The 23,841-nt window shown below is 32.4% G+C and carries 20 protein-coding genes and 7 tRNA genes; 4 read left to right on the forward strand and 23 right to left on the reverse strand.

Annotated features, from left to right (window positions below; all coding sequences use genetic code 11):
• Positions 1-35: 35 nt before the first annotated feature.
• From NSQ77_RS06835 to NSQ77_RS06890, 12 genes are all read right to left on the reverse strand, one after another.
• Positions 36-2,183 carry a hypothetical protein gene (locus NSQ77_RS06835; protein WP_339229809.1) on the reverse strand — a complete coding sequence of 716 codons (2,148 nt, stop codon included), beginning with the start codon at positions 2,181-2,183 and terminating at the stop codon, positions 36-38.
• On the reverse strand, positions 2,173-2,388 hold the full coding sequence (locus NSQ77_RS06840) for a hypothetical protein (RefSeq protein WP_339229811.1): 216 nt from the start codon (positions 2,386-2,388) through the stop codon (positions 2,173-2,175). The genes NSQ77_RS06835 and NSQ77_RS06840 overlap by 11 nt, the downstream gene beginning before the upstream one ends.
• 67 nt (positions 2,389-2,455) lie before the next feature.
• The gene (locus NSQ77_RS06845; protein WP_339229812.1) at positions 2,456-2,716 is read right to left on the reverse strand and encodes a hypothetical protein; all 261 of its coding nucleotides are present in this window, start codon (positions 2,714-2,716) and stop codon (positions 2,456-2,458) included.
• A 65-nt stretch (positions 2,717-2,781) separates the two neighbouring features.
• Positions 2,782-5,184: an ATP-binding protein gene (locus NSQ77_RS06850; protein WP_339230948.1), complete on the reverse strand. Its 2,403-nt coding sequence runs from the start codon at positions 5,182-5,184 to the stop codon at positions 2,782-2,784.
• A gap of 10 nt (positions 5,185-5,194) precedes the next feature.
• Positions 5,195-5,698 carry a conjugal transfer protein gene (locus NSQ77_RS06855; RefSeq protein ID WP_339229814.1) on the reverse strand — a complete coding sequence of 168 codons (504 nt, stop codon included), beginning with the start codon at positions 5,696-5,698 and terminating at the stop codon, positions 5,195-5,197.
• Between the two features lie 13 nt (positions 5,699-5,711).
• Positions 5,712-5,963: a TcpD family membrane protein gene (locus NSQ77_RS06860; RefSeq protein WP_339229815.1), complete on the reverse strand. Its 252-nt coding sequence runs from the start codon at positions 5,961-5,963 to the stop codon at positions 5,712-5,714.
• A 17-nt stretch (positions 5,964-5,980) separates the two neighbouring features.
• Complete coding sequence (locus NSQ77_RS06865; protein ID WP_339229817.1) at positions 5,981-7,015, reverse strand: conjugal transfer protein; 1,035 nt, start codon at positions 7,013-7,015, stop codon at positions 5,981-5,983.
• A gap of 2 nt (positions 7,016-7,017) precedes the next feature.
• Positions 7,018-7,317, reverse strand: a complete 300-nt coding sequence (locus NSQ77_RS06870) for a hypothetical protein (RefSeq protein WP_339229819.1) — start codon at positions 7,315-7,317, stop codon at positions 7,018-7,020.
• Positions 7,318-7,632: 315 nt separating this feature from the next.
• Positions 7,633-8,676 carry a replication initiation factor domain-containing protein gene (locus NSQ77_RS06875; RefSeq protein ID WP_339229820.1) on the reverse strand — a complete coding sequence of 348 codons (1,044 nt, stop codon included), beginning with the start codon at positions 8,674-8,676 and terminating at the stop codon, positions 7,633-7,635.
• 42 nt (positions 8,677-8,718) lie between these two features.
• Positions 8,719-10,074: an FtsK/SpoIIIE domain-containing protein gene (locus NSQ77_RS06880; RefSeq protein WP_339230949.1), complete on the reverse strand. Its 1,356-nt coding sequence runs from the start codon at positions 10,072-10,074 to the stop codon at positions 8,719-8,721.
• Positions 10,075-10,239: 165 nt separating this feature from the next.
• A complete protein-coding gene (locus tag NSQ77_RS06885; RefSeq protein WP_339229822.1) occupies positions 10,240-10,617 on the reverse strand; it encodes a DUF961 family protein in 378 nt (125 codons plus the stop codon).
• A 426-nt stretch (positions 10,618-11,043) separates the two neighbouring features.
• Positions 11,044-11,241 (reverse strand): ICEBs1 excisionase, encoded by a 198-nt coding sequence (locus NSQ77_RS06890; protein ID WP_149476536.1) that lies wholly within the window; start codon positions 11,239-11,241, stop codon positions 11,044-11,046.
• Positions 11,242-11,495: 254 nt separating this feature from the next.
• On the opposite strand from NSQ77_RS06890, the gene NSQ77_RS06895 reads away from it, so the two are divergent.
• On the forward strand, positions 11,496-11,894 hold the full coding sequence (locus NSQ77_RS06895) for a helix-turn-helix domain-containing protein (RefSeq protein ID WP_339229824.1): 399 nt from the start codon (positions 11,496-11,498) through the stop codon (positions 11,892-11,894).
• A gap of 556 nt (positions 11,895-12,450) precedes the next feature.
• Positions 12,451-13,560: a site-specific integrase gene (locus NSQ77_RS06900; RefSeq protein ID WP_339229826.1), complete on the forward strand. Its 1,110-nt coding sequence runs from the start codon at positions 12,451-12,453 to the stop codon at positions 13,558-13,560.
• Positions 13,561-13,738: 178 nt separating this feature from the next.
• Here the strand turns inward: NSQ77_RS06900 and NSQ77_RS06905 are convergent, their stop codons facing one another.
• A complete protein-coding gene (locus NSQ77_RS06905; RefSeq protein ID WP_339229828.1) occupies positions 13,739-15,436 on the reverse strand; it encodes an ATP-binding protein in 1,698 nt (565 codons plus the stop codon).
• A 230-nt stretch (positions 15,437-15,666) separates the two neighbouring features.
• Between NSQ77_RS06905 and NSQ77_RS06910 the strand changes: the two genes are divergently transcribed.
• Positions 15,667-16,128, forward strand: a complete 462-nt coding sequence (locus NSQ77_RS06910; protein WP_339229830.1) for a hypothetical protein — start codon at positions 15,667-15,669, stop codon at positions 16,126-16,128.
• A gap of 309 nt (positions 16,129-16,437) precedes the next feature.
• On the opposite strand, the gene NSQ77_RS06915 is transcribed toward NSQ77_RS06910, so the two are convergent.
• From NSQ77_RS06915 to NSQ77_RS06960, 10 genes are all read right to left on the reverse strand, one after another.
• A complete protein-coding gene (locus tag NSQ77_RS06915; RefSeq protein WP_339229831.1) occupies positions 16,438-17,610 on the reverse strand; it encodes an RES family NAD+ phosphorylase in 1,173 nt (390 codons plus the stop codon).
• A 145-nt stretch (positions 17,611-17,755) separates the two neighbouring features.
• Entirely contained in the window at positions 17,756-19,057 is a 1,302-nt protein-coding gene (locus tag NSQ77_RS06920; RefSeq protein ID WP_339229832.1) for a DUF4365 domain-containing protein, read from the reverse strand.
• Positions 19,058-20,054: 997 nt separating this feature from the next.
• A tRNA-Leu gene (locus NSQ77_RS06925) sits at positions 20,055-20,138 on the reverse strand.
• A 31-nt stretch (positions 20,139-20,169) separates the two neighbouring features.
• Positions 20,170-20,245: transfer RNA gene (locus NSQ77_RS06930), tRNA-Lys, on the reverse strand.
• 117 nt (positions 20,246-20,362) lie between these two features.
• Positions 20,363-20,437: transfer RNA gene (locus tag NSQ77_RS06935), tRNA-Gln, on the reverse strand.
• Positions 20,438-20,442: 5 nt separating this feature from the next.
• Positions 20,443-20,519, reverse strand: a tRNA-Asp gene (locus NSQ77_RS06940).
• A 24-nt stretch (positions 20,520-20,543) separates the two neighbouring features.
• Positions 20,544-20,615: transfer RNA gene (locus NSQ77_RS06945), tRNA-Glu, on the reverse strand.
• 9 nt (positions 20,616-20,624) lie between these two features.
• Positions 20,625-20,715 (reverse strand) — tRNA-Ser (locus NSQ77_RS06950).
• Positions 20,716-20,718: 3 nt separating this feature from the next.
• Positions 20,719-20,793 (reverse strand) — tRNA-Asn (locus NSQ77_RS06955).
• Between the two features lie 346 nt (positions 20,794-21,139).
• Positions 21,140-21,601 carry a SprT family protein gene (locus NSQ77_RS06960; protein ID WP_339229834.1) on the reverse strand — a complete coding sequence of 154 codons (462 nt, stop codon included), beginning with the start codon at positions 21,599-21,601 and terminating at the stop codon, positions 21,140-21,142.
• 430 nt (positions 21,602-22,031) lie between these two features.
• On the opposite strand from NSQ77_RS06960, the gene NSQ77_RS06965 reads away from it, so the two are divergent.
• Complete coding sequence (locus NSQ77_RS06965) at positions 22,032-23,525, forward strand: catalase (RefSeq protein ID WP_339229835.1); 1,494 nt, start codon at positions 22,032-22,034, stop codon at positions 23,523-23,525.
• Positions 23,526-23,841: the final 316 nt, after the last annotated feature.

The following is a 23,841-nucleotide window of genomic DNA, read 5'->3' on the forward strand; positions in this document are numbered from 1 at the left end:
TTTACCTCCATAAAAATAAAAAAGAGAAATGCCCTCTACGACATTCCTCTATCCATATCTCTTTCCTTTTTTCTTTCTTCTATAGAAGAAAGATTTTTATTTCGTTTCACACCTTTTTTATTAAAGCTTTCTATTGTTGCTTTATTGAAATTTAAATTCTGCTTATCACGAGTTGACTTTAACTTCTCTTTTGGTTCAATATCCTTTCCATTTCCAACGTTATACGAAGCATAAGGAAGCATCTCATTTCTTTCCTTTTTGCGCGCACCATTCAAATTAAAGTTCTGACCATTTCTAGACGTTTCACCTTGCCTAATTAGTTCCTTTGCTTCTTTATTTAATTTAATATTTTTTATACGATCATTTTGACCAGTTGGTTCATATAGCGTATACTCTTTATCTCTATCTTCTCCTTCCTCTAACTTATTTTCTGTAGCCACCTTTTTATCTAGACTTTGTTTTCTACGTTTTATTGGATCAGTATTGTTTAAGGGAACAACACGTTTAGATTCTTTAAAATTCTCTTCTTTACTTGTTTGTGGAGTACGTGGAACATTCCTTTCACCATTCAAAGAACTATTCCTTTCTTCCTTCATACTGGTTCGATTCTTTGAATTTTTCTCTGGCTCATCACCATTACGCATTGGTGATTGTCGTTTTCTACTACGTCTCTTATTTATTCTTTCTCGTGCATCATCGAATCGCTTACTATAATATTGATTCATATTTGGCATGATAGTTTTATCTATCGATTGAACACGCCCTGCTGTCACAAAATGAATAATGGAATTTCTTTTCACAATGATATAAAAGAACAGCACAGTTAACAGAAAGACATGTAAGAGATACATTCCTGTATCTTCTGGTGGTACTAATCTAAACAAGGTATACGTCAATAAATAGGAAATGAATATAAATATTCCTAGCAACGCTTTTATTAAAAACGTCGTGACTAGCTTCCCTAAGGTATTAAATCCACTCATTACAAATTGCGGAATGAAACTAAAGACAAACGCAAAAGGCAACGCTAATGCAATCAAAATTGCTAACAGTTGCAATGCAAAATTTAATAAACCTAACAAAAGAAATGGAATAGACAACGCAATAACAATAATAAATGTCAAAAAGACTAGCCCTGATTGTTTAAACGCCCCACCCGATGCCATAGCTGAATTATTATTCTTATTCACTTCAATATAAGCATGGGTAATTCGATATGCTGAACCTGTTGAACTTAAATTAAATGCTAACATTCTATCCACACGATTATATTGATCAAAACCGAAACCTAAATCCTTAACTTTATCATTATTATTAATATCATTTTCCTCTGTAGTACCATAATTGATTAAGAGATATGGTCGTTTTAGTGCTAAATCAAAATAGACATTGCGCATAACAGACATAGCACCGTTTAATTTGTCATCTTCATCAATATCGTTGATAGCTGAATAAACACCTTCCCTATCGTTTTCAAATATTTCCAACAAACCGTTACCAGCATTCACTAGGTAGCCTTGTGTTTCATTCGATATTGCATTCATTGATTTTATTAGAAAACTAGCATTCGCTATCCAATACCCAGCAACAACCAAAACAATAATGAATAAGAGGAATTTTCTTATAGATTCTTTTGCATTGCCCTTTGCAAAAAATAAAAAGACAAGGTAGCCACATAAAAATGCAAACAACAATTCTGCAAAGTAATCTTTTAACGTTTCATAAATATCATCTGAAATTCTTTGCAAATCAACTGCAAACTCATCTAATATCTGTAATGAAAATAGCTTTTCTAAACTTGAATCTGTGACTATAACCACATGCTGAATAATCCCCATTAAAAAGTTATTGATGCCATACAAATTAAACCCAAATATCCCATTGGTATCTTCATTATTTACCATATAGCGCTCAACAGGGTATTTTTTAATTTCTAACTCTACCCCCCCCTCCTTAATATCCTCCCCGTTTTTTGCCTCATCCATATATTCATGTGGGTTGTATTTTTCACTTAACATATCCCCGAATATATCTATTAACATTTTACCTATTGGATTATCTACCTCTATAAGATCAGATATATCCCCCCCATTATCTTCTTCAGCAAAAACAGTGGTGGCTGATAAAAAGATACACAAAATTAAACTACCAAAAACAGCCATAAATAATTTTCTACTTTTCAACATTTCCATGTTCCTTTAAAAAAGCCAGTATGGTTTCACATGCATTTATTACACCGTTACAATAGGATATATACTCAACATCCAAATCCTTTCGAACCCCTTCTTCCTCATGTTTCCTTACTAAATCCCTTTCTAAGTGACATGTAAACTTATAATGCTCTTTAATCCCATTTAATAAATTAGTTAAAATATCAAAACTAATCACTTACATCACCAACCTTCTTAGAAAGATTAAAAGTGACTACCAACTGATAGCCACTCTTTTATAGGCATTACATCTCAAAGCAGAAACAATAGTATAGCTTTTTTTCTTCCTCTCCATCTTCACCTATTTCCACACTGAAAATAAACTTATAACTTTCATCCTCTCTAGCATGAGAAACAATTTCAAACGTTCCGAGTTCTCCTTCTCCCATGTCATTCGCAATTTGAATTGCTTGAATACGGATTTCCTCGTTATTACGAAACATTTCTAATTCGACCAATTCTTCCTCAAATCTAATCCAATTTTCAACATCTACTACATAAGTCATTCATAGATACTCCCTCTCCTTTTATATTAAAAAAATGGCTACCAATTTTTGATAGCCATTCCTTTTTATAAATATTTTTCTTCTGCATATGCGACCGCAGATTTATTCACCGTTTCTAAAGCCCCTTCCCATTCTTCAAAGAGACATTCCACCGTTATTTTTGACGTTCTACCGAACACATCTTTCATTAAACATTGCCCTTGTAACATGTTATCCAACATTTCTATATTTTCTTCACTTGGTTCCATATTCATCCACTTTAGTATATCGGGTCGCTCATTTTCTTCATCAAAAGCAAACGCTACCCCGAAATTCCCTGTTTCATTTTCCTTCTCTCGTAAAGCATCTTTCGTACTTTGAGAAATAAAATATAACGCATTGTTATAACTTCTCCCCACACGTTTCATGCTCTTTTCTACTTTCTTACCTTGACGTGAAGAAACAATAACCCATGCTTCATCAATAAATTCGGCTGTTTTTTCATCTTTATCCTGTTTTCCAAACAGTTCACAATACTTTCCTAGCGCTAACATAATCGCATTTGATTTCATTTGACTATTCGTATACGTATCTACACTTGCTGTTGCTTCTGGCAAATCAATATTTTCAATTTCAATGATACTTATACGGTCATTTAAAGAAAGCGCAGCATTCGAACCATCATGTATGCACAGTTTCAAAATACTATCAGAAACAACCTCATATAAAAAATCACCTGCTTTTGCTACAGATGATTCTTTACTGTCTTTCATAATATCGATAATATGCATAGAACCAACTTGTTCCCCTTTTTCCTTCCTCTCTAACACTTCTGAAATAGCTCTTAAAAAAGCTGTGTGAATTTCATCTTTCCCTTTAAAATCATAGACTTCTGAAAAGATATCTTGAATCAATTCTTTTGCTTGGTGTGACGGAAGAAATGCAACAGGATCTAATGCTCCCCAGTTATCCTTCTCTTCAAAGTCCAATGTGATAAACTTAAACTTTTCCAAATGCTCTACGAACATAGGAAAATCACGCTTAATAATACTATCGTGTATGATTTTATCTATCCATTTTCTAAACTCTTTCTTTGGATCAATATATAATGCTTTTATATATAGTAGTGTTACATAGATAAATAATAACTTTGCAAGATACGATTTCCCACCACCAGTATCACCAGTGATTAATACATGTGGTGAACGATATTTGCTTCCTTTAATATTTTGATTCGCTAACATAGGATGGAAGAAAACAGGGTCACGACTTGATAACTTTGCACTTTCTAAATCCTTATGCTTATTAAATCTATCCACCCATCCAATAAAAAAGCCTATTTTTGAACCAATATCGGAATTTACACCAAATAAACTTTCTCCTAATCCATTTTGTGTGGTTGGTTGCAACCAATTTCTATCTGTTGCTTCCAATTTTTCACCCGGTAGCATTCGATAAAACAAACTTAATTGGTCGGCAGTCGGAACACGACAGATAATATTCAACTGTTTAAAATATCGTACTACTTGTTTAGCACGTGTTAAACATTCTTTTTTATCTCTTCCAGTAACCGCAATCGTTGCAATCCAGTTCATCATAGAAACATCATGACTTTTTATCTTATCTTGTAGGTCTCTAATCAAATAATGACTATCTACTACAGATGAATCAATTGAATCTCCTGTCATTGCCTGCTCATTAGCTGATTCTTTTAATTCCTTCCCTTTTAGATTTAACTTTAATTTCGTTTTACTTTTTCCTTCAGCTTGAATTTTATAATCTATTCCTACTTCAAACGGCAATGATTGTGCTTCATAAAAAATATCACTTTCAGCCATATTATCGGGAAACTCATCAATCACAACAAAAGTTAAGTAACCTTCATCCTGTTCACTACTCAACTTCAAGCATGATGATTCTCCTGGATCAATAATGGTGTTTGTTATTGCTTTGAAACTTCCATTTTCCATCTCTTCTGCTACATCATGATTCAGCCCTCGTATAAAATCGTAACGGTTAACGTAGATCAATTCTTCTTCATCTAAACGTAAACCATTAACTCCTGCCACCACTTTATAAACCGTATCTTCCATTTCCTCAAATTGTTCAAAAAAGAAGGCAGGAACATTTTGTTCCCACCCAATCAAATTAACAAACGCATCTGTCACATTGGAAAAAATAGAGAAAGCATTCTCTTTTAGACTTTCATCTAGCTTTACAAATGCATTTTTTAATTTAATCCCTATAATAAAATCATTCTTTGTCATATTCCCCAGTCGAGAAGTTAGGATATTTTCCGTTTCTCCTAAATAATATAATCCAACATCCTCACTATCTTTCGATAAATCTAAACTTAAGTCATTAAAACGTTCCCTTAAACGAAATTCTTGAGGATACATCTTTAAATGAAAATCCTCATATTCCGTTACTTCTTCAAAGAACCTCCTCCATTTACGCTTATAGTTTTCCACCACCTTCTTATTTTGTATCGGAATAGATTCACTCTTTATCCGATAATATGCCAACACGTCTCCCGTTCTCGTTAAAAGCATATTGTTTCTGATCGTTTTTATTGCTGGTTTCAGTTTTACCATTCTTTTTCTCCACCACCCATACACATTGCTTAAATGTTATTTTTCTATCATTCATCCAAACTACTTCCTCCCCATTGCAAAACTTTCTTCTCGGTATTTTTATCGCTACTAGATATTTAACATAATCGTACATATACACATAAATATTTTTGCCTTCGGGTTTGATTTTTGTAACGAACCACGTTAGTAATAATGGAATACCCATTAGAAAAATAAACCATGTATCAGAAAATGCATACGGGTATACCCTACGTATCATCCAGCCTATAAAAAAAGTTATTCCAAGAAAAAGTAAGAAATTAACGGCTGGTATTAATTCAATCGTAAATGGCAAATAATAATAATCTGTTATTTGTCTAATTTTTTTTGGTTCTCTTAATGCTCTACGATAATTGAAAACCTCTCTCATATTTATCCCTCTTTTAAAGCGTATTAATAAAGGCTTCCACCCACCCACTAACCGTGCTCCAGTTACGAACAACAAAGTAAACTGCTCCACCTACTACACAAGAAATAATAATAGCCCCGACTTTAAATTTCGCTAAATGCTTTGTTACGAGGAAGACAACAATTAATAGAATAGCTTGTTGTATTACTTGCAAACCCCAGTTTTCTATACCATCCAACGTAGGTAAACTTGCATTTGCTAAAACAATTGCATTCATAAATTCCATTCTCCATTTCCTCCTAATTAAATATAATTTAATTTTTCCACGTAAAAGTTATTTCCATTTTTTGAAATAGTCATTTCCACTTGATTGACTTGTTGAATATTAGTCATTTCATCTCTAAACATTACCTGCAAAAAAACCTTATAATTTTCACCATCTACATAAATCAACAGATCGCTTATTTCCTCAAACAAAAAAGAACCGTTTAACGTTTGCGGTTCTTCCATCAGGTACGCCATTTCTTCTATAGATTCAGTAGAATACTTTTCAAAAAAAGTGTTCATGAATACGGCAATATTTTCTTTTTCACTTCCGTTATACTCCTCCAATCCTATTGTTTCCTTTTCATATTCTATATTTCCCGCCAATGAAGGAACTTCTGTAAAGTAGGGTATTGCAGAAACACTAAATAACCCACTTTCATAGATAATCGGAATATTTAATAACAATGTATTCTCTTCTTCCTCTGTTTCCGTTTTTACTTCGATCTCCTTCTTCTTTCCTTTTTTAATCTCTTTTTCAACTTCCCGTTCCACTTGATTTTTGAACGTTACTTTATACTGATAAAGAAACGTATCACCTTTATCCTCCATGTTAAAAAGATTAAAAGTTTCTAACGTTCTAGTTCCACTCACTCCCTCTAAGTTATACAAAGGATTTCTATCATCATTAAATGCCTCATTAAAAACCATGTATTCTTTTAATTTCTTTGCTCTTTCATCTAAAGCTGCACTTTCATTTGGAACATTTATATACTCTTGAACAAAAGTTGATAAAAATTCATTTGCCGAAGCATGGGGTATTTCCTCTTTCACTTCTTCATTTTCTCTTGCTACTATCGATTGATTTGTATCATTCAATGTTGAACGTGTATTTATTGATAATAATATCGATGCCGTCGCAATAAACAACATACTAATTATTAATAACCAAACAAAAAAAGCAGTGCGCTTTGAATGATCTTTGCGTACACTACTTCGTTCTTTGTCTGGCTTTTTTATTTGCCTAAACTTTCCCTTAAATCGACTCTTCATGGAATCATTTTTTTCAGCCATAATTATCCCCTTTCTATATAACTTAAAAAAGATGTTACTTTTCGTAACACCTCCAGTGGTGAAGCATCTTCAACATAAACCTTTTCATTTATTTTCTGACCATCTTTAATATATGTTGCCTTATAAAAAGTATAGCGATAAGTTGAATAGCCTTTTTTCTGAGATCCTTCAATAATTAAAGATGTATGTTTAGTTAAATCTTTTACATACACCTGTTGGAGTTTTGTAAATCTTCCCTCCCTCAACTCTGGAACACCGACAATAAAACCGAGTCTTTTAAAACGTTCAGTAAGACTAAACATCTACTAATATTCACTCCTCTTTTTAGGCACTAAACTACAATCAAGGTTCAGGTAGTATTTTTTGAGAAGACCACCCAAAAAATCTCCACCTTTTCCCCCTTGATTTCCGTTTTTTTGTCGGTGTTTGACAGATGCCAAGTCAACTATACTCAAAAGGAAATAAAATATTATTGACTTGCCTTTACCAAGTGTACCGACAAAAACGTTTGAGTTATCGTTTGAAAATAAATGCCTATCAATAATAAGCTACGTTTAAGTTCGTGGTGTTTGGCCACCACACTGCCAGCCAATATCACTACCTCAAAAGGGGGAAAGTCAAACAACCATATCCATAACCTTTGCCATATAAACTTTCATCATATGTTCTTGTTTTGGATTTAGTTCTGTTTCTTCTTCGACATCCTGTAAATCAGTTGTACCCAAAGTGTCCTCAACTATCTTTACCATCTTCATCGTTCTAACACCGTATTTCATAAACCAATTTTTTGATTTCTCATAGAACTTGTCATCTGGCTTTGTGAATAACCTTAATTTTTCTACATCAGAAAGGAATTCTTCCCAAAAAGATGAAGTTACCCAAGATTGACGACTTTCACTATTTCCCCTTTCAACAAATCTCAAATAGTTTTTTATAATACCTTTAGCCACATGCAACAAATTGCCATATTCTAATATCCCTAAAATAGCATTGTGTGCTCTATCATTTTTTAATCTTAATTCATATCTGTTCCAATCTCCGAATTCCTCAACTGGTACATTAAACTTATTAGCTTGCTCATAATTTTTTTGATAAAAGCATAAATAAACCTCAGACTGCTTCGACCCAAAATATATCGTTGTACCTCTATAATCACCATCTTCGATATTCAAAGAACCATTGTAATCACTTTTTCTAAATTGGGATATGGCTTCGCCATGCTTTATTTTTTCCAAAATCATAGGTATTTCAAAATAGGTTTTTTTATCATCAATCGCAATATCCAACCTCGGAAACTTACCGTTATTTTCTAAGCAATCACGAAAGAAATCGAACCACGTTTTCTTTCTAGCTTTCAAAAAGGATTCAAATTGTCGGCAACCCTTTCCCGACATTTCAACTAGAATTCCCCTTTCATCTAAACTATGAGAATAGAAAACTTTTACATTATCTAATTGGTAAGTTCCAATATATCCATAGAAGCCACTTTCTTTATGTTCCATATAGTCTTTTTTTAAATGCACAACTTTTTCCAATATCAAATCAATATCATGAGTTTTGAATGATATCCTTAAATAGTCAATCATTGCTGTTAAAGGGTTTTCATCGTTTTTTATTATCTCTACCCCCCTGTTAGAGTAGGGGGGGTTTTTGGTCGTCATTCGCTTCGCTCACTCCTCCGGGCATTCCACTTGTGACGCTCGCTAATCACTGCCGTTGGCGACTGCCGTCGCCCCGCTCACTCGCCCCTGCGCTACATGCCCTATTTGCTTTATAAAATCATAACCTTTCGGTACTAAGGGTGTATAAAACTCCGATATTACAGATGTTCCTGTATCAGCATATCCACGCCCTTTAATTGATTTATGCACAAAAGTTTTATCTGTATCACCAAACATCATCCCATATCCTGTTTCACTATTTTTTCCTAAAGCTACTCTAAAATTAAATTGGTCTCTGATGCCATCCGCAAGGTATTTCGCATCTGGTCGCTGCGAAGCTAAAATTATAAAATATCCAGCTTGCCGACCAAGCATAACCAACTGTTTCATATACTCTAATGCCTGTATTTTTTCCTTATGGTCAAGCATTTCCATAAAAGCCACATATTCATCAAACACAATAAAAACAGGGGATAACCCTACATAAGCATAGTTTTCCCCTGTTTTATAATTAGGCATTTGTTTCATTTCCTCTGAACGTTTTAACATGCCTTCAACCGATTTCCTTAATGTCATCATGATTCCATCCTTTTTGCTAAATACGGTTCTTTCGGGCATTACTGTCTCCAAGTCAGCTAAGTCTGCATTTTTCGGATCTAAAATTCTTAAATCTGCACCAGACTTTAACAATGCATCTATCATTGTTAATATGAAATAAGTTTTTCCTCCACCAGTTCCACCAGAAATAAGCATGTGTGGTAAATTATCAAACTTCCAATTGATATGTTTCATTAACTTTATAGAACCATTTTTTACTACAACATCATTTATAGAAATTCGATTCTTTCGCACATCGTAGAGAAATTTAAAGCATATAAAGTTTTCCTCTATCTCTCTTTCCACCAAATCACAAAATAGTCCATTTTCCAATTCCTCACCAAGTTCTAGAAACCTTTTCTGAAATCGACTCATATCTAATGCAATTCGTATATAAATAAAACCCTTTTTAATTTGATAATAAGCACGTGGAAAATAGGTAATCTTTGTTTTGGTAACTACCTTATCAGATAATCCCCATGAGGATTCCGTTTTATAACTCTCCTTTTCTATAAATCTATTAGATATAAACATTCTCGCTATCTTTTGCCTATGCCAAATACGTTTAAATTGCTCATAAAACAAAAAATAGACCATTGCAACAGCAACAGTCCCAACAATTAAAGCTATTAAAATCCCTTTTCCTATATAACCCCAGTTCCACATGTCAATAGACTTCAATACATCCCTTTGAAACCATTGTTTCACTTGAAACAGACCGTCTTTCCAATAAAGGAAAAGAGTCACAAGGAAAATAGAGATAAATATGGATAGACCTGCTCTTAATACACCATGTTGCATACTAGGCTCTATCCTAATTCCTCTATATTTCCAAAGACGTTTTTTTAGAAATTCAATTTTTATCACCTACTACCTAAAAATCTATGCGAGAGTAAAAATTTGATATTATTTATTCCCAAAAATATAATAGCGTGCTAATTAATAATTAATTAACACGCTATCAATCTATTTTTTATCCGCACCTGCACCTACAGGCTCTTTATTCTGTTTCGAGCTAGCACCCAGTTCCAAAATATCTTCTGCTTCCACTGTCCAGACGACATTAGCAAAGTTTCCATTAGCTTGCGCCCTAGCTTTGATAACAGGATTTTTTAATTTCACTTGCTTATTAAATTCAATTTCTTTCAAATCTATATATTCCGGTAACGTAACTTCAATCTGTTCTTTTTGAGTTGCGGAAGAAAGATTATAAACACGAGCTTCTAATATATCAGTACGTTGATTCTTATCACGATCAAAAAACATTCTTTCACGTTTTAATCCCATAAAAAATAAATCGCCAAAAGTTAATTCATCAGGTATAATTCCAGTTTTAAATTCCATTATAAAATCTCTCCTTTAATAGTTTTAAATTTTAATTCATATATTTATCGATCTTCGATCATTATCAAATATTCGCTAGGCTCTGTACCCATCACGGCGCTTATCAGTCGCTAACTTTTAAGAAGGTCATGGCAACCTAGTAGGTTATCATTATAACCATTAGCACGCTTTTTCTAGCCTGCTACAACTGTTTTAAAAGTGTAAAGTTGTATCCACTTAATACTTAAGAATCCATGACACAAATTCCAAACTATGTTATAATAAAAGTGTCTAATTTTTATTGGGTGTTTGGTAATGTATCATTATCAGATACCCTTTCTTTCTATATTCAGTTTTCAATGTACAACCATCCTTTACTTTATAAATAATGATTCTTTTCAAAACTAACTCGTTTTCGATGAATCACCTCCTAAAAGAATTTCACAACTAAAAATTGCTAATATTATTATAGACAAACCTTTCTTCAAATTTTTCTTTATTAACTCTTCCTGGTAATACATAATAACCATCATTTTTAAGTTCATTATTTAAAGCTCTAATAATTTGATATGCTTTTGCTTCCTTAACTTTTAATATTTTTTGTACATCTTTAACTGTTAAAAATTCAAATGTGGTAGCTTCCATAAGTAATTCGCCTCCTTTTTTAAAAAACATATCTTTAACTATATTTACATTATAATTGTACTTAGAGTAAATGTCAATTACTAAATTTAGTTTTTGTTTAAATAATATACAGATAGTAAATAAATATTATTTTTAACAGATTGTATAAATATATGTAGAATATGTACAATCTGATATAATATAAACACGAAATAAAAATCACAAAATATACAATTAAAATATAGAATTAAAATATAGAATGGAGAAATATAAAAATGACTTTAGGAGAGAAATTAAGGATAGCAAGAATGAGAAAAAAGCTAACTCAAATGGAAGTCGCAGAAAAATTAAATATATCCAACATCTCATTATCCGCATATGAGAGAGATAAACGTGACCCAGATACAGAAACTTTGAAAAAAATGAGTGAATTATATGATGTATCAACCGACTATTTATTAGGATTAACTGATTACGAAAACAAAGAAGCTTATGCAAAAAAATCTAAACTAGAAAGTATTTTTAGCGAAGTTGTTATGGAAGTTCAAAACGATAACGATCCAACCATATACCTCGATGAAGCTAATCTAGATGAAGAAACTATTCGTTTAATAAAAAAGGCATTAAAAAATGGGATGAAATTTGTAGACGAAATGAAACGTGATGGAAAATAATGTTATAATTTGAAACCTTTTCAAAAATTAACCGTATATAATAAACAAAGTCACATTATATAGACAATTCAATAATTGTTTTATATAATGTGATATCAAAATGATAAGGATAAAATTACAAATATTTCTAGGAGTGATACTATCTTTTCCAAGGAAAATATAAGAGAAGAAGCACAAAGTATAAAACAACACTACCAAACAAATGACATTTACAAATTATGCAAGCGTTTAAAATTAAAAATTTTTTCAAATGAACTCGGTAATGTTAAAGGTATTCTTCAATTTCATAAAGGTAAAGTAATTGTCCATATTAATACAAATATGGAATATAAAGAAATATTACTTTCATATATTCTTGGATATTTTTTGTTTCAGGAACGAGCCAACCAAACTATTATTTTCAAGGAGGTAACCTATAATGAAGCTCTAATTTTTAGTTCCGAATTCCTTAACCAACCAATAGCTAAAGTAACAACAAAAATAAACCGATTATCTAGTAGTCCGTTTTTTTTTACAACCAAAACAGAACATGAGTTCCCGAAGGAGTGATTATACTATGCCTATTAAAAAGAACAAATACGGGAGTTATAATGTTGACATTAGTATAGGTACTGACCCAATAACAGGTAAACGTAGGCGTTTAACGAGAACTGTTGAAACTAAAAAAGAAGCCGAAGATCTTTATTATCAATTATCTCAAAAGTACAATCGTGGTAAAGATATTGGTACAAGGAATCTTAGTTTTAAAACGGTAACTGATATTTACCTTGAAGAATGTAAATTACACGCTAAACCTAACTATTACCAAAATCAACGTTATCTTATTCAGAAACATTTACAAGAACAGTTTAAAAACAGCAATTTGAAAAAAGTTACCAAAGATGACATTAAAGACTATCAACAAAAACTTATTAACTCTGGGCTTGGAAATAAATCAATCAACAACATTATGATTACTTTAAAACGCGTATTTGAAACAGCTTTAGAGGGAAATGTTATCCATGCCAACCCATGCAACGGAGTCAAGAATCTAAATTTAAATAAAGAACAAATGAAATTTTGGACACCAGACCAATTCAAGGAATTTATCTCTTTAATTGATGAAGAAAAAGAATTTCTTTTTAAAACTTATTATACTGTCGCCTATCTTACCGGCATGCGTTGTGGCGAATTATTAGCTTTAAATTGGAATGATATTGACAGCTTCCGACGTGAAATAAATGTATATAAATCACTTACTTTTATTAATAAAAAGGTTATTATAACGGAGCCTAAAACAAGAAATTCCATTAGACGAATTAGTATCAACTCAAAGCTTTTAAAATTACTTAATACATGGAAAGAAATACAAAAAATTATATTTGAAAAATACTCAATCGAACATTCCAATAATGTTCATGTTTTTCAATATCGAGAAAAAGCACCCACAAAAGACATTTTTAGCCGACGCATCAAAACAATTTGCGAGCGTGGAGAACTTAAACCAATTCGTCAACACGATTTAAGACACTCTCATGTGGCTTTATTGATACACCAGAGGGAAGATTATACAACTATCAAAGAAAGGCTAGGACATGCCTCTATTAAGACAACAATTGATGTATACGGTCATTTGTTTCCCAATAAGCAAAAAGAGACTGCGGATAGACTTGACGATTTATTTTAAAACACGAACATTTAAAAACTTTAGATTCTCTATTTAAAGTTTAGTTAAAAATACCTTATAAACTCAAGTTTTACGATAAACAAAAAGAATCCGTTTTGAGTCCAAAATGGATTCTTTTCAGCAGAATTAAGTTTTGATTTTATAAAAAAGTTGGATCATTTCAGTAATTATTATTCTACTAAAGCACCAGAAAGTATTGCTTAATTAAATGCTGTAATCGATATTTAAATACCTTATCTGAATAATTATTAATTTCTTGTTTAAAGTATTCACGTGCATCCTCGATTAAGGGTCTTTCTACCCAATTATCTATCTCTACAATACATTTAAATACTTCATGACAATAAGTCCAATGAGAATGCGATATTTCTCCTAGAGGTAAAGGTAGAAACCATTTATTACTTTTCATTGTTATTATTACTTTCTTTATCTGTTCATCTTCATTCTCATCATTTTTCAATCTAGGGATAAACCTTCTAAATTCAGCTATTTTATCTAATTCATTTTGGGTAAAACTTTGTTTTTGTATATTTTCGGACATTACTCTTAAAAGATTATCTATTTCATGATTCTTTACTGTAATTTGCAACGTTGATATAACTTCTTTTACAAAACTAGATTCTCTTTTTATAAAAGTATCAAAATAAGTATCATCATAATTATTACCAAAATCATTATTTTTCATTATCCAGTCAACAACTTCATCAACTGTATATTTAAAATCAAAATTTAATTTTTCAGCTATATGTGCTAATTCACCCAAACGTTGTAGATAACCATTTATATGTGTAGTTTCATCTACATTTTCAATAAATGATGAAAAATCATCAATCTCTTTTATTATTTGTTCATCAGACATAAATAAAGGAGTTAATAAAGGAGTTGTTGATTCTAAATATGCATTAACCTGTTTAGCTATTTCTTTAAATTGACCTTTGGAAAAATCACCTGTTAAAAACCACTCTAAAATAATTGGTATTAAATTTTGCATCATACTATTATTTAAATTTCTTTTTAATATATAATGCCATATATAATTCGGATAATTCTTTTTTGAATTATATGCCTCATAAAATGTATCAAGATTTCCTTCCTTATTTTCTGGCAATAATTTCATTTTACTTTTATGCTCCACTACAAATAAAACAACAGAAAAGCAAATCTTGTAAATATCTTCCTTATTAAATCTATCGGTAAATACATCATAATGTTTTATTTCATTGATCACTTCTTTTATAAATAAATCTGTTTTTTCTAAAGTACGTAAATTCCTAAACTTATTATCTAGATAAATCCCACTAATTTCTGACCAAATAGTATCTCCCATTATTTTTTGGGGTGCATCTCCTGAATAAGTAGTGATTTTGTAGATACGGTCTATAGATTTTTCGGCATATTCCTCGTATATTCTCTTAGCCTTATCTGAAAAATTATCCGACGAGGCTACTAAAACAATTTTAATTCCATTATTCTTTGTAATAGAATCTACAAAACCAAATATTTCTTTAATATCAAAATCGTCACTCTTCCTTTCTAAATCATCAATAATAATAGTTATATTTGATTTAGTCTTCAACTTTCTTTGAATATCTTTAAATATATCGGAGATCAACGGTATTGAAATATTAAATCCAAATTGAGATACATTTATTTTCCCCATATTATTTAATATTTTTTTAAATTTAAATTCATGTTTGGATAATAAGAGATAATATAACTCCTGATAAAAAGCATTGATATCTCTTTTTCCAAACAATGATATATAGTGAATATTATTTTTGTTTTCTATAGATTCAATTATATGTTTTGTTTTCCCAACACCCCATGTACCGTCAAACAGTATCTTTTGATAGGGCAAATCATCAAGTTTATCCATAACTCCAATAATTTTTGTGGCTTCTATTTTTAACACCTTCTTCTAAAAATTTATATTTTTTGTTTCATAGTACAACAAAACTTATATTATTGTTAGTATCCAAGACAGACAAATAGCATACAATTTATTTCACTAAACCCGTTTATCACAATAATTTTAACGAACAATATTCCATTGTATATAATTCCAAGTTATTTACAAACTAATTAAATAAGGGAGGTGAAAAAAATATGAAATTTATTAAGGTATTTATTCTCACCACAATTTTATCATTTCTTTTATTTCCCACCAATGGAATGGCATCAACACTTGAGATATTACCATCATCAGAAAAATCAAACGAATGGGAAATAGTTATTGATAAACCTAAAAATAATGAAGTCAAATCAAAACCTGATGTCTATAATATATATAGTATGGCTATTAAGTATATTGGTAATGAAGACATTAAAATTGAAAGAGTGGAAATGTACAGAAATGACCCAAGTTCTTCGTATGATTTTGAATTACTTACTGCTTCTGGTGATGATTTAGAGTTAGAGGTATTAGAAAAGAATAGTGATCACCCAGTTATTAGCCATCAGAATTTTTTAATTTCTACTGAGGCAACGAATTTGAAAGTTATTGTTACTTGGAAAAAGGAAGGCAAAGAATCCCGTAAGTACAGAGAAGAATTTAATTTTAAACAATAAATAGTGGGGAGAGAGGAGAAAACTCCCTCTCCTTTTTGCTTTTAATATCAGTATCTTTATTATAGAAACGCACCAGGTAGTTTAAGTGTAATCTTTCACAAAGTTAGCACAAATAGATGTTGTTTAATATACAGTATCCTTGTACTGCGTAGCAACGTTTTTTGACAGGATCTAAATCTCAAAATGATATTCTAGTTAAATTTAGAAATAAAACAAAATGAACTAGTGTTCAAGTTAAATAATTCTCTTTTTGATTTAGAAAAATATCCGAATATATGTAGTGTTAAGATAATAAAATTTAATTATAAATTAATGGGTTACCTGTAATTCATCTGATTTGTACCCTATATCTACTTCCATATTAATCGTTTCAAACCATCTTTTTTCAAAATCAAAAAACACATAATTTGTTGCATTACTTTCAGCAATACTTTTGTATCTTATCCCTGTTATGCCATGGAATTTAACACATTGTGATAAAAAATTAGGGATTAGATATTCTTGTTTATTGCTAGTGGACATCTCAAAGCTAGTATACTGTACTAATGGAGAATCATAACCGGATAAATCAAGTAAACGGACAGGCTGTATAAGTTTCCATTCTATAATATCATATCTTAAATCTGAGCTTTCTATGGCTATTTCTTTCAAAGCCACGTTTCTACTCGAACAAGTATAAAGCTCCCCTTGGCCAATAACATTAAATCTTCCATGACCAGCAACTCCGTGCGGTGCTTCAAACATTTCTAAATCAGTATAAGGAAGCGCCCTCTCATTTAAATTTCTACCCCTAACACGATATAATTCTATTTGTTCAAAAGTTTGAAGAATAACTTTGTTTATTTCATTGAAAATCCTTTCTCCGACTGGATGTTGTACACCTAGCATCGGAAATTTCACTAAATGCCTATAAAATTCAAAAACATCTTCTATTGTTAGACTTTCTAAAATATCAATAATTGCTAAGGTGCTTGGAATATCTTTTAATGGAATTGACTCTTTGTTTTCTTTGTTTTCTAAAACAAATTCCAAGGTATTACTTTCATTATTATAGCTTTGATTAAGGCTATATTCTTCTCTCGGGATTCTACTGAATATTTTGTTTGCATCTAGATTTTCATTAAATAAAGACATTTCTTTAATAACCGGACTTGTAAGAACCCAATTAGAACTAAGAGGTTTTAGTTGGATCTCGGTAGCAATATTACTCATGGCTTCTAGCGTACTGTCTGGCATCTTTATTTGTGATCCTATACCACCCAATGCTTTTAGCGTACTGTCTGGCATCTTTATTTGCGATCCTATACCACCCAATGCTTTTAGCGTACTGTCTGGCATCTTTATTTGCGATTCTATACTACTCAATGCTTTTAGCGTACTGTCTGGTTTCTTTATTTGCGATTCTATACTACTCAATGCTTTTACAGGTGCTTGAAATTCTTTATTTATATATTTATCTGAATTTTCTTTTTTAAATGTCAACAGATTATCCTCCTTTACTCAAACCCCCAGTTTTTACTGCACTGGTTTTATCAGTAATAATCGATATTTTTTTCAAATAATTGGGACAATCCTGGAATTGGAGCTTACTTTCAGAAAGGTCTCAAGGTACACAAAAGGTATAAAATTATAGTATTTTCTCTATTTCATAATTGAGTATTACAAGGTGCTTATAAAATTCACTTATAAATTGATAATTTAAATACTGTTTATTTCTTTCATTTCCTTCAATAGCGATAGCCAAATTATCCAAGTCACCCAGTGCAGCTTCCAAAGCCCTATGAAGCGTTTTACACTCATAAGGTGGAAGGCAATCACTTAACAAAATATAGTTACTGCTATATTCTCCTCGCTTTCCAATTATGTAGTTATAAAAGTTACTAATATCTTCCTCAGCAAATAATTTCTGAAGTAATTCAAGTTCACTTTTTGCAAATAATAGAGCTTCTCTTACACCTTCTAAATAATAAGTTTTTGAGGTTGAGTTTAACAAAAGGTAATCTTGCAATGGTCTGTTATATTCCCACTTTACTCTTATATTGTCTTCACCAATTAGCTGGTCGTAATCCTTTATAAATAATGAAGGGCTGTTTTTCCTATTAATCCATTCAGTTCTACAAAATGGGAGTCCATATTCAAATTGAATCAAATCATCATAGAAAGATAACCAAACATAGTCTGGTTCTGACTTAACACTTCTTCCTTCTAATATTCGCTTATTATATCTATTGTTTTTAATCTTCGCGTTAATCTTTTTTATCAACTCAATAGTTGAATCCCTTGACGTGGCAAACGAACGTTCTAAGTAAATTTTGGCACTAATTCTTCTGTTGTTAAAATTAGAATCATCTTTCTCCTCTAATATGGTAAAATAATGTTCACTAGTATCTTGTTTTCTCCACTGTTGAATTTCATTTATTCCATTAATCGATATGCCTTTTATTTCGTCATAAAAACAACTTTCTTCTGATACTTCATTTTCAATTGGTATCTTAATGGTCACTGATGAGGTGTTATTTCTCCAATTTCCATTATTTTTTTCTAATACTTTGAATATATATTGCTGAGTCCATAACCAATATGCTCTCTTCTCTTCAACATCATAGAGAACTATGATAACTGGAATATCACACACATCACAAAAGTTTAAAAATTTTACTGGACAGTCAAAAGTAATCAGTTCCTTACCCTTTTTTACTGAAGTTGTTGATTTCAACTGTACTTTAACAATTTTGGCAGTGGTTTCGCCTACCATAGAAAAAACCTCTATCTCTCCATCAATATCATTGTCTTTGTCTTGTACTCTGTATTTCCATCCATTCTCCTCAATTACACCTTCGAAAAACCTTCTTGACTTACCCTCATTGATACTTTTTTCATCATATTGAGACCTATTCAAATATAAAACAGCCTTTCCTTTTTTGTTCATGTATAAATTATAACATCCAAAAAGTAATAACTTACTAATGATTTTTTCAAGCCAGTTGCTCCCAGGAAATACCCCTAAAATGTTCCCAAAAAGTAAGATTCGAAGCTTGAACCAAATAATGGGACGATGATTAATTCCTAAATTCAAAAAGCTTTATGTATAAAATTACATAATTTGAAAAAGAAGGTTCCTCAGATTGTTGAAAACCAAATCTTTAATTAAAAGTCTTTACTTTAAATCATTGTTTTAACTAAAGAATGCTTTTATAGCACAGTAAGCGTCTATTACGTAATATTGGAGTTACTCCATCCTTGCATGTTTGGTTTGCTCAACAAATATCAAAATAGTAGTACCAGATACTGCTATTTAAACTTCCTTAATCTTATTACGCTATCCAGCCACGTTAGTTTAAGTGCACCCCTTCACAATCTTCATATATCATTTCAATCATTACTATAAATTCAGTTTACACTAAAATTGCTTATTTAAGAAAATTCTTTCAAAAATTTACTAACCGATCGTTCTTCTAAAAAAAAGTTCTATTATAAGAATAGGATAATTTTCACAATTTTTTTATAACACTGAACTTAAATCTGCTGAAAAAAATATAACTCAGGAATCCATATAATCTTAAAGACATGAGGAAATTACTTAACTCGTCCAATTACACAATTTAAGGTACTCTAAAGCGTCTTTATCAATACATTAAGGTAAATTGCTATAGAACCATCAAAAAAAGCTAGGACATGCCTCTATTAAGACTAAAATTAATGTATATGGTCATCTGTTCCCTAATAAACAAAAAGATACTTTAGATAAACTTGCCGATTTGTTTAAAACACGAACATTATAAAATAAATAGAATACTTCCATTTACTTAAACGGAGTAAAACTGGAGTAACAGCAATAAAAAAAGCACCCATTCCCTTAAGAAATGAGTGAATAAAAAAATACCAATAGGCTTAAACCCCTTGGTATTACTGCATTTACAATTTGATGCGGTCGAGAGGACTTGAACCTCCACGGGTTATTCACCCACTAGGCCCTCAACCTAGCGCGTCTGCCATTCCGCCACGACCGCAGAATATAGTAATTATTGAATCAAAATTAATTGGTGAGCCATGAAGGATTCGAACCTTCGACCCTTTGATTAAAAGTCAAATGCTCTACCGACTGAGCTAATGGCTCATAGTTAAGTTCCCCTCATCCATTTCATAGATAATAATACACTTATTACTATATGACAGGAATAAAAAAAATACTATTTAAGTAAATAGTATTAACTTCTTCTTTTATAAATAAAATTGGCTGGGCCACTAGGATTCGAACCTAGGATACACGGGATCAAAACCCGATGCCTTACCGCTTGGCTATGGCCCAACTTATGGCGGTCCGGACGGGACTCGAACCCGCGACCTCCTGCGTGACAGGCAGGCATTCTAACCAACTGAACTACCGGACCCAATATTTTATTTTAAAGAAATGATGACCCGTACGGGATTCGAACCCGTGTTACCGCCGTGAAAGGGCGGTGTCTTAACCGCTTGACCAACGGGCCATTTTGCAATGGCGGAGAAGGAGGGATTTGAACCCTCGCGCCGCTTACACGACCTACACCCTTAGCAGGGGCGCCTCTTCAGCCACTTGAGTACTTCTCCGGATGGCTCCACAGGTAGGATTCGAACCTACGACCGATCGGTTAACAGCCGATTGCTCTACCACTGAGCTACTGTGGAATAATAATTCTTTATGTATCTCAATCGCTGGGTTTGAACTCTTTTTCCTCTTTTCAGCAAAGGGTTATTCCTTCTCAGATAAGAAGTATTGAATAATTACAGCAACGTTGAATATCATACTATAAATTTTTTAAGTTGTCAAGGATTTTTGAAAAAGTTTTTTAAACAAAAAGCTGACTTATTAGCTTATTTAATTTAACACGGATGACATATTTCGTCAATGGTTTAACTAATTTTTTCGCAAAAACAAACAAATATCTTTTTGGATAAAAGGCAGCAAACTTTACGATCTACATAAATACGGTAATTGCATTTATAAAAAGGAACTACATACGCCACCTTCTTTTTAATCTATAGAAACATATTTTAGAGCACCTTTACACTTCCCGCATCTATATTTTTGTATATTGATACGTCTTTTTCTTTCATAAACCTGATCGCATTTTTTACATCTATATACATGTTTGTAGTTTTTTTCTTCTGAGGGTAGTGGGCTGCAAAATCTTGGAGAACCGGTTCGCTTCAATAATTCCCTGAAATCCTTATCTCGATGCCGATAACCTTTTCCTTCTATATGAAGGTGATAATGACATAGTTCATGTTTTATGATGCCTATAAATTCATTTTGTCCCATTTCCATCGCGTATTTGGGGTTTAGTTCAATCAGTCTTTTCACTGGGATATATCTGCCCCCTGTTGTTCTTAGCCGATGATTGAATCGTACATCATCAATGAAGGGTTTTTGAAAATAAGTAACTGAGATTTTGTTAACTAATTCATATAGTTCCTTTTCATTTATTAAATCCATTTGCATAACTACTTTCTTTTTTATGGGTAGGTCACGTTAGCCTTTTTTTAATTCTAGCATAAAAATAATGTTTCAGCTTTTTATGTGATAGCAATCTATATACGCAGTATTTTTAATTTTCTATATTATAACTTAGATTGTCTTTTGTTTACATTGCCTTTCTTAAGCCAATATCTGCATTCTTTTCTCAATTAGTTACTATAAATGATAATACTCACAAAAAATAAAGATTGATTACCATTCTAAAATTAAGTTTTTAATATGCTCATCCGAATAAATAATATTTTTGATCAATCTCCAATTTATTAAGGATTTAACCTTATTCACCACGTATAAACAGTGTTAAAATAATAAACTATATTTATAGTAATCTGGTAATGATTGTGATATTATAATAATTGTATTTAAACAATCAGGAGGGATATTTGTTATGAGTGAGGAAAATCAAAATAAAAAGAGATTGACAACCGCTTTCGGTGCTCCAGTACCCAATGATGATGACGTAAAAACTGCCGGTCCTAGAGGTCCACTTTTAATGGAAGACTTTTGGTTCCTTGAAAAACTAGCACATTTTGATAGAGAAGTAATACCTGAACGTCGTATGCACGCTAAAGGTGCTGGTGCTTATGGTACATTGACAATCACAAATGATATTACGAAGTACACAAAAGCAAAAGTTTTCTCAGAAGTCGGCAAAAAGACTGACATGTTCCTACGCTTTTCAACAGTAGCTGGCGAGCGTGGTGCAGGGGATGCGGACCGCGATATTCGCGGAACAGCTATGAAATTCTATACAGAAGAAGGTAACTGGGACCTTGTAGGAAACAACACACCTGTATTCTTCTTTAGAGATCCTAAGCGTTTCCCTGATTTAAATCACGTTGTAAAGAAAGATCCTGTAACAAATATGCATAATCCCCAAGCGAACTGGGATTTCTGGTCAAGCCTGCCAGAAGCGCTGCATCAAGTTACAATCATTATGTCTGATCGTGGTATTCCTAAAACACTTCGACATATGAATTTATTTGGAAGTCATACTTATAGTATGTTTAATGCAAACAATGAACGTCATTGGGTGAAATTCCACTTCTATACAGAGCAAGGAATTGAAAACTTAAATGACGAAGAAGCTGGAGCAATCCATAGCAGTGACCTTGACAGTCATACTAGAGATTTACGCGAAGCAATTGAGCGTGGCGAAAATCCAAAATGGAAAATGTATATCCAGGTTATGACCGATGAGCAAGCTAAAAACATGCCTTATAACCCATTTGATTTAACAAAAGTTTGGTATAAAGGTGACTTCCCGCTTATTGAAGTTGGAGAGTTAGAGCTTAACCGTAACCCACAAAACTACTTTGAAGAAGTTGAACAAGCAGCATTTGCTCCAACGAACATTGTACCTGGTATTGGATTCTCACCAGATAAAATGTTACAAGGTAGATTATTCTCTTACGGTGATGCACAGCGTTATCGTCTTGGTGTAAACCACTGGCAAATCCCTGTTAACTTCCCTAAAAATGCAAAGGACTTCCATCCGTACCACCGCGATGGAGCAATGCGGATCCATCCATACCAGGGCGGACATGTAGCATACAGCCCTAACAGCTATGGTCAATGGGAAGACACTAAGGAACATCAAGAGCCTGCACTAGAATTAGGTGGAGACGCAAACTACTGGGACTTCGATGAAGATGACAGCCTATACTATGAACAACCAGGTAAGCTATTCCGTCTTCAATCACCTGAAGCACAACAAAGACTTTTTGAAAATACCGCTAGAAACATGCAAGGTACTAGTAAAGAAGTTCAATTACGCCATATCAACAACTGCTACAAAGCTGACCCAGCATATGGTGAAGGTGTAGCTAATGCACTTGGCATCTCCTTAAGTGAAGTAGAAGCAGCAAGTGAACTAGAATAATAGAACAAAAGCGCAAGCGCCCGGTTAGCGACGTACGGACTGCGCCCCGAACTTTGGGGTGGTTCGACCTGTCGAACATTCTTACGAAGAAGATAAAGGAAACATGCCCCTTAGGGGTATACTGATGTTAGGCGCAGCCTGATTTTAATCGGCCATCCTTTTCCCCAGAGTCGATGCCCGATTTCACCTCAAGGGTATAAGTGCGACTAGGCCTCTGGAAAAGCCAGTTGGGAAGTCTCGCTGGGGGCTGAAGCTGGACGTGGTCGTTCCAGCACCTAATTAAACCTTAGTATTCGAATTTTATAAGCAAAAAACG

Source organism: Oceanobacillus sp. FSL K6-2867 (assembly GCF_037963145.1).
Taxonomy (GTDB): domain Bacteria; phylum Bacillota; class Bacilli; order Bacillales; family Amphibacillaceae; genus Oceanobacillus.